Source organism: Ensifer sp. 1H6 (assembly GCF_001976035.1).
GTDB lineage: Bacteria > Pseudomonadota > Alphaproteobacteria > Rhizobiales > Rhizobiaceae > Ensifer > Ensifer canadensis.
This window is the reverse complement of record NZ_MOAI01000022.1, coordinates 41644-58725: the sequence shown is the minus strand read 5'-3', so window position 1 is coordinate 58725 and position 17082 is coordinate 41644. Positions and strand designations below refer to the sequence as shown.

Below are 17082 nucleotides of genomic sequence, written 5' to 3'. Positions count from 1 at the left end.
TGGAGTTTGTGACATGCAGGGTATTCTCTACGAAGAAGTGTCGGTCTGGCAGTTTCTTTTCATCACCTGTGTTCTGGGCGGCTGGACCGCGTGGAGAACGGGAAAGAGCGTCGCCGAGGGCTGGGAGGAGCTTCCGCGCCTCTTCGTCTATGTGGCGCTGCTGGGGCTTGGGATCCGCTTCGTGCACCACGCCCTGTTCGGAGGTACGATGTTCAGTCTGCATTACTATATCGTGGACACGGTCGTACTTTTGTTGTTTGCTACCGCAGGTTTCCGGTACTACCGGACCAAGCAAATGACCAATAACTACTATTGGCTCTATGAGAAGGCTTCGCCTTTCTCCTGGAAAGCCAAATAATGGGAACAGCGCGCGCCGGCCGCCGCGGCCGGTGCGAAAGAAATACCGGCGCGAATTACGGTGGGCATTGCGCAGGTTGGTAACGAGACCCGCTCGGATAATTGGGAGTAACAAAATGAAAAAGTCTCTTCTGTCGGCCGTTGCGCTGTCGGCAATGGTCGCTTTCAGCGGCACCGCATGGGCTGATATTCTCGTTGGCGTTGCTGGCCCGCTGACCGGCCCGAACGCTGCGTTCGGTGCACAGCTGCAGAAAGGTGCCGAACAGGCTGCTGCAGACATCAATGCTGCCGGCGGTATCAATGGGGAACAGATCAAGGTTGTACTCGGCGACGACGTTTCCGACGCCAAGCAGGGCGTTTCGGTCGCCAACAAGTTCGTCGCTGACGGCGTGAAGTTCGTTGTCGGCCACTTCAACTCGGGCGTGTCCATCCCGGCTTCGGAAGTCTATGCCGAAAACGGCATTCTCCAGGTAACGCCGGCTTCCACCAACCCGCAGTTCACCGAGCGCGGCCTCTGGAACACCTTCCGCACTTGCGGTCGTGACGACCAGCAGGGCGCAGTTGCCGGCGCCTTCCTTGCCGCCAACCACAAGGACGCCAAGATCGCCGTCATTCACGACAAGACCCCTTATGGTCAGGGCCTTGCCGACGAAACCAAGAAGTCGATGAACGAAGCCGGCCTCAATGAAGCCCTCTATGAAGGCATCAACACCGGCGACAAGGACTTCTCGGCCCTCATCGCCAAGATGAAGGAAGCCGGCGTCTCGATCGTCTACTACGGCGGTCTGCACACCGAAGCTGGCCTGATCATGCGCCAGATGAAGGACCAGGGCCTCAAGGCTACCCTGATGTCGGGCGACGGTATCGTTTCGAACGAACTGGCCTCGATCGCAGGCGACGCTGTTGACGGCACGCTGATGACGTTTGCTCCGGATCCGCGCAAGAACCCGGCTGCCAAGGAACTCGTCGAGAAGTTCCGCGCCGCCGGCTTCGAACCGGAAGCCTACACGCTCTACGCCTACGCTGCTCTGCAGGTTGTCGCCGAAGCTGCCAAGGCTGGCGGCACGACCGATCCGCAGGCCGTTGCCGAAGCGATCAAGGCCAAAGGCCCGTTCAAGACCGCAATTGGCGAACTCGGCTATGACGAAAAGGGCGACATCACCCGTCCGGACTACGTCATGTACACCTGGAAGAAGGGTGAAGACGGCAAGTACAGCTACTTCGAAAACGAGTAAATCTCGCTTCGAGGTTCGTTGAACCACGTCAGAACTTCGAAAGCCCGGCGAGCGATCGCCGGGCTTTTTGTTTCTGGACGGGTGTTAACGGGGATGGCGATGATTCTCGTCGGACTTCGCCTCGGCAAGGCATTGCACCGGGCCTCTTTCGTTGGGCCGCGCGGGCTGTCTCTCGCCGTCATTTCGTGCACTATCGCCGAACGATTCTGTTTTTAGAGGTTGTCCCATGAGTTCCAAGCCGCGCATTCTCGTCACCCGCCGTTGGCCCGAAGCGGTGGAGCGCGTGCTGGCCGAGCGGTTTGATGTCGTCTTGAACGAGAGCGACGTACCGATGTCGGCCGATCAGCTGGCAAAGGCGCTGCGCGACTTTGACGCGGTGCTGCCGACGGTCTCCGACCGCCTGCCGGCAAGCCTGTTCGACGGCGGCGACATCAGGGCAAAGATCCTCGGCAACTATGGTGTCGGTTACAACCACATCGATGTTGCCGCCGCCAAGGCCGCAAACATCGCCGTTACCAACACGCCCGGCGTTCTGACCGATTGCACTGCCGATATCGCCATGACGCTGCTGCTTGCCGTCGCGCGGCGTGCGGGCGAAGGGGAGCGTCAGATCAGGGCCGGCGAATGGACCGGCTGGCGGCCGACCCACATGATTGGCAGCAAGGTGACCGGCAAGACGCTGGGGATCATCGGTTTCGGCCGCATCGGCAAGGCGATGGCAAAACGCTGCCATTTCGGGTTCGACATGGAGGTGGTGTTCTACAACCGCTCGCGTGTCGATGCGGCGGAAGCCGCACGCTATGGCGCGCGCCAGCTCGGTACCGTCGACGAGGTGCTTGCGATTGCGGATTTCGTCTCGTTGCACTGCCCCGGCGGTGGCGAGAACCGGCACCTCATCAATGCCGAGCGGCTGGCGATGATGAAAAAGGGCGCCTATCTCGTCAACACCGCGCGCGGCGATGTGGTCGACGAGCCGGCGTTGATCGAGGCGCTGAAGAACGGAGTGATCAAAGGCGCCGGCCTCGATGTTTTCGAGGCGGAACCGAATGTGCCGGAGGGCCTGCGGGCGCTCGAAAATGTCGTTCTGCTGCCGCATCTCGGCAGCGCGACCGAGGAGACACGCGTCGCGATGGGCATGAAGGTGGTCGACAACATCACCGCCTTCTTCGAGGGGCGAGAGCCGCCGGATAGGGTCGCCTGAGATGGTGGCTGTTTGATGGGCAAACGCTGCCCATAAAGCAATCACCTTGCCGATTTTCTTTGCAAAACAATAGCTTGACTTGGCGCCTCGGGATGCCGACGATGTCGGCCGATGAACATGAGCAATGCGGCTATCATCGCCCCGCAGCGGGCGTTCGGAAAAGGACGACTGGTCGCGAAAGTGGCCGTCGGTCAAACGCGCGTTGCCGAGCTTTACCAGGAAGGCTGCGCAAAGATTCGGCTGCCGAAAACCTTCGATACTTCGATGGAAGCCGTGCTGATCAACTCGTCGGGTGGGCTCACCGGCGGCGACCGCATGCTCTGGGAGATCGAGGCCGGTGCGGCGACCGAGCTCACCGTCACCACGCAGGCCTGCGAGAAGATCTACAAGGCGAGTGCCGGCACGGTCGATGTCACGACACGCATCGACGTGGCGGCTGGCGCACGCGTCGATTGGCTGCCGCAGGAGACGATCCTGTTCGACCGCGCATCGCTGACACGCTCGCTCGATGTCGAGCTCGAGGACGGCGCGACGTTCCTTGCCGTCGAGGCCGTGCTGCTCGGCCGCAAGGCGATGGGCGAAGCGATGCAGACAGGCCTCTTGCGAGATCGCTGGCGCATTCGCGTCGGCGGCCGGCTGTTGCATGCCGAAAACCTGACCTTTGCCGATGATATCGCCGCTCTTGTCGCCCGGACTGCAGTGCTCGGCGGCAGCGTGGCATTTGCGACGCTGTTCTACACCGGACCGGATTGTGAATTGCTGCTGCCGCGGCTGCGCGCACTCCTCGAAACGCAAGTGGGGGCGGGCGTCAGCCACATCAAGCTCGGTGGTCGCGACAAGCTGGTTGCGCGCTTTGCTGCCGCGGACGGCTTCTCGCTCAGAAAAATCCTCATCCCGGTCATTTCGCACTTGCGCAAGCAAGAGACAGTGCCGAAAGTCTGGGTCCTCTAATCCACAATCAAACCGGTGGCGACGCATGAATCTTACCCCGCGCGAAAAGGACAAGCTGTTGATTTCCATGGCTGCGATGGTTGCCCGCCGCCGCCTGGAGCGCGGAGTCAAGCTTAATCATCCAGAGGCGATCGCGCTGATTACCGACTTCGTTGTCGAAGGTGCGCGTGACGGCCGATCGGTCGCGGAGCTGATGGAGGCGGGCGCCCATGTGATCACCCGTGCACAGGTGATGGAGGGGATCGCGGAGATGATCCACGACATCCAGGTGGAGGCGACCTTCCCTGACGGTACCAAGCTCGTCACTGTGCACGAACCGATCCGCTGAGGAGGCTGAGACATGTTGGCACTGCGTCCGAACTGCGAATGCTGCGACAAGGATCTGCCGCCAGAGAGCCGCGACGCGATGATCTGCACCTTCGAGTGCACCTTTTGCGTCGATTGTGTCGAAGGCACGCTCGGTGGCACCTGCCCGAACTGCGGCGGCGAGTTTACCCGGCGCCCGGTACGCCCGGCCGCGCTGCTTGTGAAATATCCGGCATCGACCGAACGGGTGCTGAAGCCGCTCGGCTGCGCCGACGTCGACGCGGCCTGACAAGGGAGAGGGAACTCAGATGATCCCAGGGGAAATCATTGCCGCAAGCGGCGATATCGAACTCAACCACGGGCTTGAGACGGTGACGATCGAGGTCTCCAATACCGGCGACCGGCCGGTGCAGGTCGGCAGCCACTATCACTTTGCCGAGACCAATGCCGGGCTCGACTTCGATCGCAGTGCCGCCCATGGCAAACGACTGGACATTCCCGCAGGCACCGCCGTCCGCTTCGAGCCGGGACAGAAAAGACAGGTCACGCTCATCCCGCTTTCGGGCAAGCGCGAGGTTTTTGGTTTCCGCCAGCAGGTCATGGGAAAGCTTTGAGCATGATGATGCGAACGACGCTTATCGCGAGCGCCTTGCTGCTGGCGGCCATGCCCGCGCTGGCGCAGGAGGATGATGTCGATTGCGCCAATGCAATGACGCAGGCGGATATGAACATCTGCTCCAACAAGGATTATGAGGCGGCCGACGCTGAACTCAACACGGTCTACAAGCAGACCGTTGCGGCGATGCGGGCCAAGGACAAGGAACTGGGTGACATCAGCGCCGACTATGTCGGCGCGGAGGAGGCGTTGAAGAAGGCGCAGCGCGCCTGGATCGGCTACCGCGACGGCCAGTGCGAGCTTGCCGGCTTCGAAGCGCGCGGCGGATCGATGGAGCCGATGCTGGTATCCGGCTGCCTGGCGCAGCTGACTGCGGCCCGCACCACGGAACTCAAAGAGCTGCTCGAGCCCACGGAAAACTAGCGCTGATGTCTGGCCGCACCATCATGATCGTGGGGAATGGAGAAGTGCCGGAAGGCGCTGCGGCAACGATCGATACGGCCGATGTCGTCATTCGTTTCAACGATTGCCGTTCTGTCGGCACCGGCGGGGCGAGGACCGATATCGTCGCCGTCTGCAATACTGGCCGGCCGGCGCTTGCCATGCTTGGTGGCGGGCGCTGGAAGAACAGCGCCGCCGTGCGGCAGGCACGCGAGATCTGGAGCGTTCGGTCGGGTGAAAAGTTTGCCGGCATGCGCGCGGCACTGGCCGAAACGCATCCGGATCTCGACGACTTCTGCGACGACTACACTTGCGGTTTCGAGAGTTTTACAACGGCGACCGGCCGGGTGCATCGGGTCGTCCCCCTCGCAGCGCACGAGCAGCTGGACCGGGATCTGTCGCGGTTCGCGCCCACGCCTTATGTCGTGCCGTCGAGCGGCATGGTCGTGATTGCCGACGTGCTTTCCGGTTTTGCATCGGCCGACGATCTGGTCGTTCTGGCTGGCTTCGGCCATGTCGGTTGGGAGTGGCATCCCTTTGCCGCCGAGCGCCGGTACGTCGACGCACTTGCGGCCGAGGGCCGTCTTCGCCGTCTTTCCCCTTCTTCTTCAGACTTGTCCCAAGGAGCCTGAACCCATGCCCTACAAAATGTCGCGCGCGGCCTATGCCAACATGTTCGGCCCGACGGTCGGCGACAAGGTTCGGCTGGCCGACACGGAACTGTTCATCGAGGTGGAGAAGGATTTCACCACCTATGGCGAAGAAGTGAAGTTCGGCGGCGGCAAGGTGATCCGCGACGGCATGGGCCAAAGCCAGGTGACGCGAGCGGCGGGTGCGGTCGACACCGTGATCACCAACGCGCTGATCGTCGACCACTGGGGCATCGTCAAGGCGGATATCGGGCTGAAGGACGGGCGCATCGCGGCGATCGGCAAGGCCGGCAATCCCGATATGCAGCCTGGCGTGACGATCATCGTCGGTCCGGGCACCGAGGTGATCGCCGGCGAGGGCAAGATCGTCACCGCCGGCGGCATGGACAGCCATATCCACTTCATCTGCCCGCAGCAGATCGAGGAAGCGCTGATGAGCGGGCTCACCTGCATGCTCGGCGGCGGCACGGGGCCGGCGCATGGCACGCTCGCGACCACCTGCACGCCCGGGCCCTGGCATCTCGCCCGCATGATCGAGGCTGCGGACGCCTTCCCGATGAACCTTGCCTTTGCCGGCAAGGGCAATGCCTCGCTGCCCGCCGCGCTGGTCGAGATGGTGCTTGCGGGCGCGACCTCGCTGAAGCTGCACGAGGATTGGGGCTCGACGCCGGCTGCCGTCGACTGCTGCCTTGGTGTTGCCGACGAGTACGATGTGCAGGTGATGATCCACACCGACACGTTGAACGAGAGCGGTTTCGTCGAGGACACGATCGCGGCGATCAAGGGCCGCACGATCCATGCCTTCCACACGGAAGGGGCGGGTGGCGGCCATGCGCCGGATATCATCAAGATCTGCGGCCAGCCGAACGTCATTCCGTCGTCGACCAACCCGACCCGACCCTACACCAAGAACACGCTGGCCGAGCACCTGGATATGCTGATGGTCTGCCATCACCTGTCGCCGTCGATCCCCGAGGATATCGCCTTTGCCGAAAGCCGGATCCGTAAGGAGACGATCGCCGCCGAAGACATCCTGCACGATATCGGTGCGTTCTCGATCATCTCGTCCGATAGCCAGGCGATGGGCCGCGTCGGCGAGGTGGCGATCCGCACCTGGCAGACGGCCGACAAGATGAAGCGCCAGCGCGGCGCGCTGCCGCAGGAAACCGGCGACAACGACAATTTCCGGGTCAAACGCTATATCGCCAAATACACCATCAACCCGGCGATCGCCCATGGCCTCAGCCATGAGATCGGTTCGCTCGAAGTCGGCAAGCGCGCCGACCTCGTCCTCTGGAAACCGGCCTTCTTCGGCGTCAAGCCCGACATGGTGCTGATCGGCGGAACGATCGCCGCAGCACCGATGGGCGACCCCAACGCCTCGATCCCGACGCCGCAGCCGGTGCACTACCGGCCGATGTTCGGCGCCTATGGCAAGAGCCGCACGAACTCCTCCGTCACCTTCGTCTCGCAGGCCTCGCTCGATGGCGGGTTGGCGGCCAGGCTCGGCGTTGCCAAACAGCTCGTCGCCGTCAAGAACACCCGCGGCGGCATCGGCAAGGCATCGATGATCCACAACAACCTGACGCCGCATGTCGAGGTCGATCCGGAGACCTACGAAGTGCGGGCCGATGGCGAGCTCCTCACCTGCGAGCCGGCGACGGTTCTGCCGATGGCGCAGCGTTATTTCCTGTTCTGAGCGGCAAACGATTTTGTCTCGAAAAAGCGGTAGCTGGCGGGCCTTCAAGTGGACCGCCTACGGGGTGTCGGGTCTTGTCCTGGCAGTCGTCCTCGGGATGGTCGTGCCGCGACCGCTGTTGCCGAAGACGGCCACGGCCGCTGCGGTTGAGCCGGCTGTTGCCGGCGAACGCGTCCTGATCCTCGCCAGTCCGATCCACACCGATATCGCCATTCCCCTCAATGACGAGACGCGGACGCGGTTTGCCTTCGCCGGCGAGGCAGGCGTGCCTCTGGATCACCCGGAGGCGCGATGGCTGATCTTCGGCTGGGGTGGCCGCTCGTTCTACCTGGAAACGCCGACATGGTCGGAGCTGAAGCCAATGCCGGTCTTGAGGGCGCTGGCGCTCGACCGTTCCGTTATGCATGTCGATATTGCCGGGGCGATCGTCGAACCCCAGCCGTCGGTTACGAGCGTTGACCTCAAGCGCGCCGAGTTCGAGAAGCTGATGACGTTCATCTCCGGAAGCTTTGCCAGGAACGGCGGCGCCGTCTTTCCGATCGAGGGCTTTTCCTATGGTTATGCCGACCGCTTCTTTGAGGCGGAGGGCAGCTTCAATGCACTGTTTGGATGCAACACCTGGACGGCGCGGGCATTGAGAGAAGCCGGACTGCAGACGGGGTTCTGGAATCCCTTGCCTTCCACTCTTGGCCTGTCCCTGCGGCTACACAACTGAGACATTGTCCGCGCCGGTTCGGGATCGCCACAGGCATGCGCTTGTCGCATGTCTGCCATGCGCGGGTGTGAATCGACGCCTTTCGTGCTGCACCGCAGCGGAATTTCCGGTAGGAAACGAGCTGATATTTTCCTCGATCGCGACTGTTCTCCCAAGGCCGCTCGCAATCGAGTGCCTGCACTGAAGGAGATGACCATGCTCGGCAGAAAAGTACCCTCCGTAACGTTCCGCACCCGCGTTCGCGATGAAGCCGTCGGCGGCTCCAACCCGTTCCGTTGGCACGACGTTTCCTCCGACGATTACTTCGCCGGCAAGCGTGTCGTGTTGTTTTCGCTGCCGGGCGCCTTCACGCCCACCTGCTCGACCTTCCAGCTGCCCGACTTCGAAAAGCTGACGGCCGAGTTCCGCTCCGAAGGCGTTGACGAAATCTACTGCATCTCGGTCAACGACGCCTTCGTGATGAACGCCTGGGGCAAGTCGCAGAGCCTCGAGAACGTCAAGCTGATCCCCGATGGCTCGGGCGAGTTCACCCGCAAGATGGGCATGCTCGTCGCCAAGGATAATCTCGGCTTCGGCATGCGCTCCTGGCGCTATGCTGCCGTTGTCAACAACGGTGTCGTCGAACAGTGGTTCGAAGAGGAAGGCTACTCCGACAATTGCGACAGCGATCCCTACGGCGTTTCCTCGCCGCAGAACATTCTCGAGACGCTGAAGTCGCAGAAGCTCGCAGCCTGATCCGGCTGACGACGGATCGATTTTTGAAACCCCGGTGCTAGCGCCGGGGTTTTTTCTTGCTACAGTGCCAGGCAGAAAAGATGTCGAGGGTTCAATGGTTTACATTATTGCATATCTGACGGCGCACCCGGGCAAGGGCGTGGAAATCCTGGCGCTGGCCGAGCCCCTGATCGAAGGAACGCGGCGGGAGGCAGGCTGCATCAGCTACGAGCTCTATCAAAAGCCTGCCGATCCCGACGCGCTGGTGTTTGTCGAAACCTGGAAGGACAAGGCCGCGGTCGACGCCCATTTTGCCGAGCCGCATCTGAAGGCGTTCCAGGTCGCGACGGCGGATCTGCTGGTCGAAGCGCGCATCGAGCTCGTGCACCCGGAAAAGGTCGAGGTGCTCTGAGATGCCCTATCGGTCGACGAGGTACTTTCGCCCGGACCCAGGGACGAGGCGCCGTTGCACAGCATCACCTTGGCCCACGATGCGCGGCATCTGCGCCGCAAGCTGCTGCATCTCGAAAACGACGATGTCGTCATGCTTGACCTGAAGGAAGCGGTGATGCTGGCCGACGGCGACCTGCTGGTGCTCGAGGGTGGCGGTCATATCCGCATCGTTGCGGCATCCGAAGCGCTTTACGAGATCCGTCCGCGCGACCCGTTGCATCTCGTCGAACTGGCCTGGCATCTGGGCAATCGCCACCTCCCGGCGCAGATCGAGACAGGCCGCATCCTGATTTCCCGCGATCCGGTCATTCGGGCGATGCTTGAGGGGCTGGGGGCGGCGGTCGTCGAAATCTCCGAGCCGTTCCATCCGCTGCGCGGCGCTTATCACGCGGCCGGAGGCCACGATCACGGCCACCACCATCACCATGGCTGAACGGGTCGACACGCAGGCGCTGCTTCGCCTCGTGACCTGGCTGTCGCCGGCTTTCCCGGTCGGCGCCTTCTCCTATTCGAACGGGTTGGAGCAGGCAGTTCACGATGGCCATGTCAGCGATATCGAGAGCCTGCGGCTGTGGCTGGAGACGCTTCTTTGCCACGGATCCGGCTGGAACGATGCGGTGCTGCTTGGCGAAGCCTATCGCGGTTTCGGCGAGCCGGTGCAGCTTCAATCCGTGATCGAGCTTGCCGAGGCGATGGCGGCAAGTTGCGAACGGCACATGGAAACCATGCTGCAGGGCGAAGCCTTTCTGGCGGCAGCGCGGCATTGGCCGCACACCGTGCTCGATCGGCTGGGAGAAAGAACCGCCTATCCGGTCGCCGTCGGTGCGGTTGCGGGTGCCCACGCCACAGGCCTCGAGCCGGCGATTGCCGCCTATCTGCATGCGTCCGTATCCAATGCCGTATCGGTGGCCATTCGCTGCGGCGTCACCGGCCAACGTGACGGCGTCGGGCTGATCGCAGCCCTTGAGCCGACCATCGCTGCAGTGGCGCGAAAGGCGAGCGCCGCATCGCTGGAAGACCTTGGCTCGGCCACGATCGCAGCCGATATTTCATCTCTCAGACACGAGACCCTGCATTCGCGGCTGTTCCGCTCGTAAGCGTGCGCGGCCATAGAGCGTTTCCAGTTCGGACGGAGACGTGGAAACGCTCTATCTCTTTGTTTTTACGCGTTTCCTAGCGGAGAAGGTTTCACGCTTTTCCTGGAAATGCTCTAGAAAGGAACGTCACATGGCATCGAAGAATGGTCCCCTGCGTGTCGGCATCGGCGGGCCTGTCGGTTCGGGTAAGACGGCGCTGACGGACAAGCTCTGCAAGGCGATGCGGGAGAATTACTCGGTCGCGGTCGTGACCAACGACATCTACACCAAGGAAGATGCCGAAGCGCTGGTGCGCATGCAGGCGCTGCCGTCGGACCGCATCGTCGGCGTCGAGACCGGCGGATGCCCGCACACGGCTATCCGCGAGGATGCGACAATCAACTTGCAGGCAATCGCCGATCTCAACCGTCGCTTTCCCGATCTCGATATCGTCTTCATCGAATCCGGCGGCGACAATCTGGCCGCCACCTTCTCGCCTGATCTGGCCGACCTGACGATCTATGTCATCTCCGTCTGCCAGGGCGAGGAAATCCCGCGCAAGGGCGGGCCGGGCATCACCAAATCTGACCTGCTTGTCATCAACAAGCGGGATCTGGCGCCCTATGTCGGCGCGACCTCGACGTCATGGATCGTGACGCGACCCGGATGCGGGCGGAAAAGCCCTTTGTCTTCACCGACATGAAACGCGGCGACGGCGTCAACCGGATCGTCGATTTCCTGACGCTGCATGGCGGGCTTAGCTCGAGGTAGCGCCTGGGTCGAGCCGGGGCCACAGGGAGGAATGGTCGTCCTTCGTGATCGTGGGCGACGAGATTCCGCTTTTGCGTTGTGGCCTGCTGCGACCGCTAGCTAGAGCGCTTCCGATTTAGACGGAACCGCACAAACGCTCTATCTCTTTGTTTTTACGCATTTCCGGACGGAAAACCGCTTCGCACTTTTCCTGGAAATGCTCTAGAACCGTTCCAGCGCCTGACGGTCGTGGATCTCGATCATGCGTCCTTTAACGGTGACGCCGGAGCGGCGAAGAGCCGAAAAGGCCCGCGACAGCGCCTCTGGCGCCAGGCCCAGCTTGCCCGCCAGCACATTCTTCTGGAACGGCAGCCGGAACGAGAAGGTCGTCGAGCCATCCGGGCAGTGACCGAGGATGTAGCTCGCGACCCGCTGTGGCGCCGTCAGAAGACGATCCTCTGCCAGGCAGTCCTCGGCCATCTGGCCATGACGGCAGAGCAGCTCCATCAGCGCCTGGGCAATATCCGGATGCTGCTCGGCGAGCTTGCGCAGATTGCGGCTGTCGAGGCGGGCGATGGTCGAGGACCCGATGGCCTGTGCGTTGGCGGTGGCGCGGTGCCCGAGGAACATGGCGCTTTCACCGAAGAGCTCACCCTTTGGAAAGACGGCGATGTCGGCCTCGCGCCCATCCTTGCCGAGCCGGTAGACGCGCACAAGGCCGGACAGGACGCAGAAGACGCTGTCAATGGGTTCGTCCTGATGAAACAGAATGTCGTGTTCTTCGTGGTTCGTTACGACGGCGCCTTCGAGAACGGCATCGGATGCTGTCGGTGACAGCTTCTCGAAGAAGCGGGAGCCCAGCAGCACCGCTCTGTCATTCGAGTTCAATCGCAAGGTCTTCATCACACCGGCCCTGAGGTAAAGTCTAGAGCGTTTCCGCCTTAGAAGGAGCACGAAAACGCTCTTGCTCCCCGTTTTTACGCATCTCCCGACGAAAAGCTGCTTCGCACTTTCCTGGAAATGCTCTGGTGTCAGGGTAACCGGGCTTTTGAAACGTCAATTGACCTCGATCAAACAATTCTCACAAAAAAGCCCGCACCGGTGGGTGCGGGCCCGATTTTCAGGTGATTTTTGGCCACTATTCGGCAGCGAGCGCCGGATGATTGATTACCTTGCCCGTTTGCTTGCCTTTCGACTGCCGTCCTCAATCGTTTTCAGGCGCTCTTCCAGGCCCTCGATCGTCTTGCCCTGGTCGTTGACGAATTCGGTCAACGCCTCGCGGTCGAGCGGCAGGTTTTCCTCGTCCTTCTTGCCGACGAGGCGGCCGAAGATCCAGGCGAGCAGGCGCGACAGATCATCCATGATCAGGAAGAAGGACGGTACCACGACGAGGCTGAGGATCGTCGAGACGATGATGCCGCCGATGACCGCGATCGCCATCGGCGCCCGGAACGAACCACCTTCGCCGACGCCGAGTGCTGAGGGCAGCATGCCCGCCGACATGGCGATCGAGGTCATGATGATCGGGCGGGCGCGCTTGCGGCCCGCTTCGATCATTGCCTGCGTGCGATCCATGCCGTGGTGCATCATCTCGATACCGAAATCGACCAGCAGGATCGCGTTCTTGGTGACGATGCCCATCAGCATGAGGATACCGATCAGAACCGGCATCGACAGCGAGTTCTGCGTCAGGATCAGGCCGGCAGCGACACCGCCCATGGCAAGCGGCAGCGAGAACAGGATGGTGAAGGGCTGGATCACATCCTTGAACAGCAGGATCAGCACCACCAGCACCAGCATCAGGCCGAGCAGCATGGCATTGACGAAGCTTTCCTGCATCTCCTCCTCGACCTCGGCGTCACCGCTCTTGAGGAGTTGAACCGTGCTCGGCATCTCGGCATCGTTTGCAATCTGCTCGAACCGTGCAGAGGCGGTGTTCAGCGCCACGCCGATCGGGAGATCGGCGCCAAGTGCAACGACACGGTTGCGATCGTAACGTTTGATCGAACTCGGGCCTTCTGAATAGTTGATATCGGCAACGCTCGACAGCGGCACCGTCAAGCCCGAAGCGGTCTGGATCTTCAGGTTGCGGATCGCGGCGATATCCGTGCGGAAGTCACGGTTGATCTGGACGCGGATCGGTATGAGCCGACCATCGAGGGCAATCTTCGTCAGCGCCGCGTCGATATCGCCGATTGTGGCAACACGGATGACTTCCGAGATTTGCGCGGTGGTAATGCCAAGGCGTGACATCTGCTCGTCACGCGGACGGATCTGCAACTCTGGACGGGGCAGGGCGCCGTCAGGGCTGACATTGGCCAGGAGTGGATCGCTGCGCAGCTTGGCTTCGAGAATTGCAACGGCCTGGTCCAGATCCGTCTCGTTGTTCGAGAGCAGGTTGAAGGACAGCTCTCGCTCACCGCGGTCGTTGAGCTTGATGACCCGGACGTCCGGAATATCCCGGACGCGGGCAAAGATTTCCTTTTCGATCTGGGCCTGAGGAATGATGCGGCCATCTGGCTCAAGCTTCGGCAGGTATTGGCCGATGACCGGCAGGCCGCCAATGACGTCGTTGACGATCTTGTTGAGAAGCGAGTGGTCGCGCTTTTCCAGCAGCACCGTCACGGTAGCCCGGCGCAGTTCCAGGTCGCCCTTGGGTGAGGCACCGCCGAGCACGAAGACGCTGTCCACGCCCTCGAGGTCCTTGACCCTCTCATAGATCTGCGCGGTCGTGCGGTCCGTGTCTTCGAGCATGGCATCCGGGGCCAGTTCGACGGAGAGGCTGACGCGCGACGTGTCGTCCGGGGGCAGGAAGCCGCCGGGCACGAACAGGAACAGCGCGGCCATGGAGGCCACGGTGACGCCGATGGCGATGAGCACCGTTAGGTAGCGCATGTACCAGCGCTTCGTGGTTGCATGAACCAGGCGCGTATACTTGCGCATCAGGTAGCCGTCTTCGAGATGATGTCCATCAAGTTTGGATGGACGCATCAGATAGGCGGCCATGACGGGCGTGATCAGCCGTGCAACCAGCAGCGAGAAGAACACCGAGACGGCGACAGTCAGGCCGAACTGGATGAAGTACTGGCCAACGATGCCCGGCATGAACGACACCGGTATGAACACCGCGATGATCGTGAACGTGGTCGCGATAACCGCAAGGCCGATTTCGTCTGCTGCTTCGATCGCCGCCCGATAGGGCGACTTGCCCATATGGATATGCCGCTCGATGTTCTCGATCTCGACGATCGCGTCATCGACGAGAATGCCGGTCGCCAGCGTCAGCGCCAGGAAGCTGACGAGATTGAGCGAGAAGCCGAGCAGTTCCATGACCCAGAAGGTCGGTACCGCCGAGAGCGGCAGGGCGACGGCGCAAATCAGCGTGGCGCGCCAGTTTCGCAGGAACAGCATGACGACGATGACGGCAAGCAGTGCGCCTTCCATCAGCGTATGCAGGGCCGCTTCATAGTTGCCGTAGGTGAAGTAGACGGAATCGTCGACCATCTCGATGGTGACGTCAGGGTTGGCCGCGCGGATCTTTTCCAGCGACTTGGCAACGGTTTCGGCAACGCTGACTTCACTGGCACCCTTGGCCCGGAAGACCGCGAAGGTGACGCCGGGATTGCCGTTGAAGCGCGAAAAGGAGCGGGGCTCCTCATAGGTATCGGTCACGGTGCCGAGTTCGGAAAGACGCACGAAGCGACCGCTTGGCACCGAGATCATCGTGTTGGCAAGCTGGTCGACATTGCGGGCGTCGCCGAGCGTACGGATCGCCTGTTCGCTGCCGCCCACCTGACCGCGGCCGGAGCCCAGGTCCATGTTCATGCGTCGAAGCTGGCCATTGACGTCGGCGGCGGTGATCCCCAGCGAATTCAGCTTGTCCTCGCTAAGCTCGACGCGAACCTCGCGGTCGGCACCGCCGTAGCGATCGACCCGGCCGATGCCGCTCTTGCCCTGAATTTCGCGCTTGATGACGTCGTCAACGAACCACGAGAGTTCTTCCAGCGACATGCCCGGTGCAGAGACGGAGAAGCTCTGGATCGCCTGGCCTTCGACGTCGACCTTGGAGACGATGGGCTCTTCGATCGAGGTGGGCAGGTCGCCGCGGATGCGGTCGATGGCGTCCTTGACGTCCTGGACGGCCTGGGTCGTGGGTACTTCCATACGGAAGATCACGGCCGTGGTCGATGTGCCGTCGTTGATCGTCGACTGGATATGGTCGACGCCGGTGACGCTGGCGACCGCGTCCTCGATTTCCTTGGTGACCTGGGTTTCGAGTTCGGCCGGCGAGGCACCGCTCTGCGCCACGCTGATCGACACGATCGGCACGTCGATGTTGGGGAAGCGGGTGATCGGCAGGCTGAAGAACGACTGATAGCCGAGCACCAGCAGCACGAAGAAGGCGAGGATCGGAGCGATCGGATTTCGGATGGACCAGGCTGAGAAGTTCATGGTCACGGTTCCTGTCAGTTGGTCGCTGGTTGCGCTGGTTTGACGGGGTTGATGCGGTCGCCGTCGCGCACATAGGCGCCGGCCCTGGCGACAACCTCTTCGCCGGCCTTCAACCCCTCGACCACCTCGACGAACTTGCCATCGGAGATGCCGGTCGTCACCGGGATGATGTTGACCACACCGTTGTCGACCTTGCGCACGATGGTCTTGCCGTTCTCATTGGTAACCGCCGTTTGCGGCAGAACGACAGCTGTTTTCTCTTCGGCGGTGATGATGGCGCTGGCATACATGCCGGAGCGTGCCTTGGCGGTGTCCTTGAGGCTGATGAACACGGTGCCGAGCCGGGAAACGGGATCGACCGTCGGGGCGATCAGGCGGATGGCGCCCTCGACCTTGGTGTTCCCGCCGGCAAGCGTGATCGTCGCCGGCTGGCCGACGGCAAGCTTGATGATGTCGGCTTCGGCGACATCCGCTTTCATCTCGATCGCGCCATCGCGGATCATCGCAAACAGCGGTTCGCCGCTGCCATTGGCGATCGCACCGATCTTGGCGTTCTTGGCGGAAATGACGCCGGCGACCGGGGCCTTGACCTCGGTGCGGGTGAGGCGAAGATCGATGTCGTCGATCTGGGACTGCGCCACCTTGATATCGGCCTTGGAGACCGCAGCGGCCTGTTCGGCGGAGCGGACCCGGGCACGGGTGGCCGCGGCAAGAGCGCGGACGCGATCGGCTTCCGCCGTCGAAACGGTGCCGTTCTTGGCAAGCTCCGCGTTGCGATCGCTGACGCGTGTCGCTTCTTCGGAATTGGCCTTTGCTTCGCTAAGTTGAGCGGTGAGCTGCGCCAGCCCGGCTTCCGCCTTGGCGAGCGCCGCTTCGAGCTGGCTCTTTTCAAGCCGCAGCGCGTCGTCGTTGAGAACCACCAGCACGCTGCCTGCTTCGACCTTGTCGCCGATATCGACATTGAGCGAGCGGATCGACAAGCCCTCGACCAGCGGCGCGACATAGATCTGCTCAACCGCCTGTATCGTCCCGGTTGCAACGACGCGATCGCTGATCGACTGATCGACTGCCTCGGTCACGACGATCGACGGCAGGCTCTGCGCGGGCTGCGCCTTGGCTGGTTCCTCGGCAAATGCACTTGAAAACGGAGCAATCATCATCGCAACGCAAACGCTGAGAGCAGGTAATACTTTCTGAGCCATCGGCTTTACAATCCTGGCAACGGAAACGACATAAAAAGGAACTGTGCCTTCGCAGGCCGGATCCCAATGCAATCAAGCGATTTTCAGTTTCGCCGACGCTTGTCTTCGCGGATTAAGCGAAACAAGGCATAGGCGCACGGCCATTTTCATTCATGCGCCACTCGCACGGTATCAGACCGTGAGCGCGGGCAGGACGGGGAGAGGCTCCCGCAGGCAAACTATTCGGAAAAATCAACTCCTCCGTGTTGCTTGCCTCCAACAAAC

The 17082-nt window shown here is 61.9% G+C and carries 17 protein-coding genes and 2 pseudogenes; 16 read left to right on the top strand and 3 right to left on the bottom strand.

Going from position 1 to position 17082, the window contains the following annotated elements:
- Positions 1 to 13 precede the first annotated feature (13 nt).
- From BKP54_RS23465 to ureG, 16 genes and pseudogenes are all read left to right on the top strand, one after another.
- Entirely contained in the window at positions 14 to 358 is a 345-nt protein-coding gene (locus BKP54_RS23465) for a DUF6867 family protein (protein WP_025428143.1), read from the top strand.
- Positions 359 to 473: 115 nt separating this feature from the next.
- On the top strand, positions 474 to 1592 hold the full coding sequence (locus BKP54_RS23460; protein ID WP_025428142.1) for a branched-chain amino acid ABC transporter substrate-binding protein: 1119 nt from the start codon (positions 474 to 476) through the stop codon (positions 1590 to 1592).
- 226 nt (positions 1593 to 1818) lie between these two features.
- On the top strand, positions 1819 to 2793 hold the full coding sequence (locus tag BKP54_RS23455) for a D-glycerate dehydrogenase (protein WP_057206530.1): 975 nt from the start codon (positions 1819 to 1821) through the stop codon (positions 2791 to 2793).
- Positions 2794 to 2910: 117 nt separating this feature from the next.
- Positions 2911 to 3744 carry an urease accessory protein UreD gene (locus BKP54_RS23450; protein WP_025428140.1) on the top strand — a complete coding sequence of 278 codons (834 nt, stop codon included), beginning with the start codon at positions 2911 to 2913 and terminating at the stop codon, positions 3742 to 3744.
- A gap of 25 nt (positions 3745 to 3769) precedes the next feature.
- Positions 3770 to 4072 (top strand): urease subunit gamma, encoded by a 303-nt coding sequence (locus tag BKP54_RS23445; RefSeq protein ID WP_025428139.1) that lies wholly within the window; start codon positions 3770 to 3772, stop codon positions 4070 to 4072.
- A gap of 12 nt (positions 4073 to 4084) precedes the next feature.
- Positions 4085 to 4339, top strand: coding sequence for a DUF1272 domain-containing protein (locus BKP54_RS23440; protein WP_025428138.1), 255 nt, complete (start codon positions 4085 to 4087; stop codon positions 4337 to 4339).
- 19 nt (positions 4340 to 4358) lie between these two features.
- Positions 4359 to 4664: an urease subunit beta gene (locus BKP54_RS23435; protein WP_025428137.1), complete on the top strand. Its 306-nt coding sequence runs from the start codon at positions 4359 to 4361 to the stop codon at positions 4662 to 4664.
- An 8-nt stretch (positions 4665 to 4672) separates the two neighbouring features.
- Positions 4673 to 5089: a lysozyme inhibitor LprI family protein gene (locus tag BKP54_RS23430; protein ID WP_025428136.1), complete on the top strand. Its 417-nt coding sequence runs from the start codon at positions 4673 to 4675 to the stop codon at positions 5087 to 5089.
- A gap of 2 nt (positions 5090 to 5091) precedes the next feature.
- Positions 5092 to 5739 carry a Urease operon accessory protein gene (locus BKP54_RS23425; RefSeq protein WP_084815026.1) on the top strand — a complete coding sequence of 216 codons (648 nt, stop codon included), beginning with the start codon at positions 5092 to 5094 and terminating at the stop codon, positions 5737 to 5739.
- Positions 5740 to 5743: 4 nt separating this feature from the next.
- Complete coding sequence (ureC, locus tag BKP54_RS23420; protein WP_057206528.1) at positions 5744 to 7456, top strand: urease subunit alpha; 1713 nt, start codon at positions 5744 to 5746, stop codon at positions 7454 to 7456.
- A gap of 64 nt (positions 7457 to 7520) precedes the next feature.
- The gene (locus tag BKP54_RS23415) at positions 7521 to 8171 is read left to right on the top strand and encodes a TIGR02117 family protein (protein ID WP_038577388.1); all 651 of its coding nucleotides are present in this window, start codon (positions 7521 to 7523) and stop codon (positions 8169 to 8171) included.
- Positions 8172 to 8366: 195 nt separating this feature from the next.
- Positions 8367 to 8906: a peroxiredoxin gene (locus BKP54_RS23410; protein ID WP_025428132.1), complete on the top strand. Its 540-nt coding sequence runs from the start codon at positions 8367 to 8369 to the stop codon at positions 8904 to 8906.
- 94 nt (positions 8907 to 9000) lie between these two features.
- Positions 9001 to 9297 carry a putative quinol monooxygenase gene (locus BKP54_RS23405; protein WP_057206526.1) on the top strand — a complete coding sequence of 99 codons (297 nt, stop codon included), beginning with the start codon at positions 9001 to 9003 and terminating at the stop codon, positions 9295 to 9297.
- 1 nt (position 9298) lies between these two features.
- Positions 9299 to 9771, top strand: a pseudogene (gene ureE, locus BKP54_RS23400) (urease accessory protein UreE).
- On the top strand, positions 9764 to 10435 hold the full coding sequence (locus BKP54_RS23395; RefSeq protein WP_025428129.1) for an urease accessory protein UreF: 672 nt from the start codon (positions 9764 to 9766) through the stop codon (positions 10433 to 10435). Before ureE ends, BKP54_RS23395 begins: the two are co-directional and overlap by 8 nt.
- 130 nt (positions 10436 to 10565) lie before the next feature.
- Positions 10566 to 11185, top strand: a pseudogene (gene ureG / locus BKP54_RS23390) (urease accessory protein UreG).
- Positions 11186 to 11386: 201 nt separating this feature from the next.
- On the opposite strand, the gene BKP54_RS23385 reads toward ureG, so the two are convergent.
- The 3 genes from BKP54_RS23385 to BKP54_RS23375 all read right to left on the bottom strand — a co-directional run bounded on the left by BKP54_RS23385 (position 11387) and on the right by BKP54_RS23375 (position 16818).
- The gene (locus BKP54_RS23385; protein ID WP_025428127.1) at positions 11387 to 12067 is read right to left on the bottom strand and encodes a Crp/Fnr family transcriptional regulator; all 681 of its coding nucleotides are present in this window, start codon (positions 12065 to 12067) and stop codon (positions 11387 to 11389) included.
- Between the two features lie 264 nt (positions 12068 to 12331).
- Positions 12332 to 15616 (bottom strand): efflux RND transporter permease subunit, encoded by a 3285-nt coding sequence (locus tag BKP54_RS23380; protein ID WP_084815020.1) that lies wholly within the window; start codon positions 15614 to 15616, stop codon positions 12332 to 12334.
- Positions 15617 to 15630: 14 nt separating this feature from the next.
- Positions 15631 to 16818, bottom strand: a complete 1188-nt coding sequence (locus BKP54_RS23375) for an efflux RND transporter periplasmic adaptor subunit (RefSeq protein WP_025428125.1) — start codon at positions 16816 to 16818, stop codon at positions 15631 to 15633.
- Between the last annotated feature and the right edge of the window lie 264 nt (positions 16819 to 17082).

Bases quoted from the DNA above. Each gene is read 5' to 3' on its own strand.
- BKP54_RS23460 (WP_025428142.1), top strand. From the start codon at position 474: ATGAAAAAGTCTCTTCTGTCGGCCGTTGCGCTGTCGGCAATGGTCGCT.
- ureC (WP_057206528.1), top strand. From the start codon at position 5,744: ATGCCCTACAAAATGTCGCGCGCGGCCTATGCCAACATGTTCGGCCCG.
- BKP54_RS23455 (WP_057206530.1), top strand. From the start codon at position 1,819: ATGAGTTCCAAGCCGCGCATTCTCGTCACCCGCCGTTGGCCCGAAGCG.
- BKP54_RS23395 (WP_025428129.1), top strand. From the start codon at position 9,764: ATGGCTGAACGGGTCGACACGCAGGCGCTGCTTCGCCTCGTGACCTGG.
- BKP54_RS23435 (WP_025428137.1), top strand. From the start codon at position 4,359: ATGATCCCAGGGGAAATCATTGCCGCAAGCGGCGATATCGAACTCAAC.
- BKP54_RS23405 (WP_057206526.1), top strand. From the start codon at position 9,001: ATGGTTTACATTATTGCATATCTGACGGCGCACCCGGGCAAGGGCGTG.
- BKP54_RS23385 (WP_025428127.1), bottom strand. From the start codon at position 12,067: ATGAAGACCTTGCGATTGAACTCGAATGACAGAGCGGTGCTGCTGGGC.
- BKP54_RS23410 (WP_025428132.1), top strand. From the start codon at position 8,367: ATGCTCGGCAGAAAAGTACCCTCCGTAACGTTCCGCACCCGCGTTCGC.
- BKP54_RS23465 (WP_025428143.1), top strand. From the start codon at position 14: ATGCAGGGTATTCTCTACGAAGAAGTGTCGGTCTGGCAGTTTCTTTTC.
- BKP54_RS23430 (WP_025428136.1), top strand. From the start codon at position 4,673: ATGCGAACGACGCTTATCGCGAGCGCCTTGCTGCTGGCGGCCATGCCC.
- BKP54_RS23375 (WP_025428125.1), bottom strand. From the start codon at position 16,818: ATGGCTCAGAAAGTATTACCTGCTCTCAGCGTTTGCGTTGCGATGATG.
- BKP54_RS23440 (WP_025428138.1), top strand. From the start codon at position 4,085: ATGTTGGCACTGCGTCCGAACTGCGAATGCTGCGACAAGGATCTGCCG.
- BKP54_RS23380 (WP_084815020.1), bottom strand. From the start codon at position 15,616: ATGAACTTCTCAGCCTGGTCCATCCGAAATCCGATCGCTCCGATCCTC.
- BKP54_RS23450 (WP_025428140.1), top strand. From the start codon at position 2,911: ATGAGCAATGCGGCTATCATCGCCCCGCAGCGGGCGTTCGGAAAAGGA.
- BKP54_RS23445 (WP_025428139.1), top strand. From the start codon at position 3,770: ATGAATCTTACCCCGCGCGAAAAGGACAAGCTGTTGATTTCCATGGCT.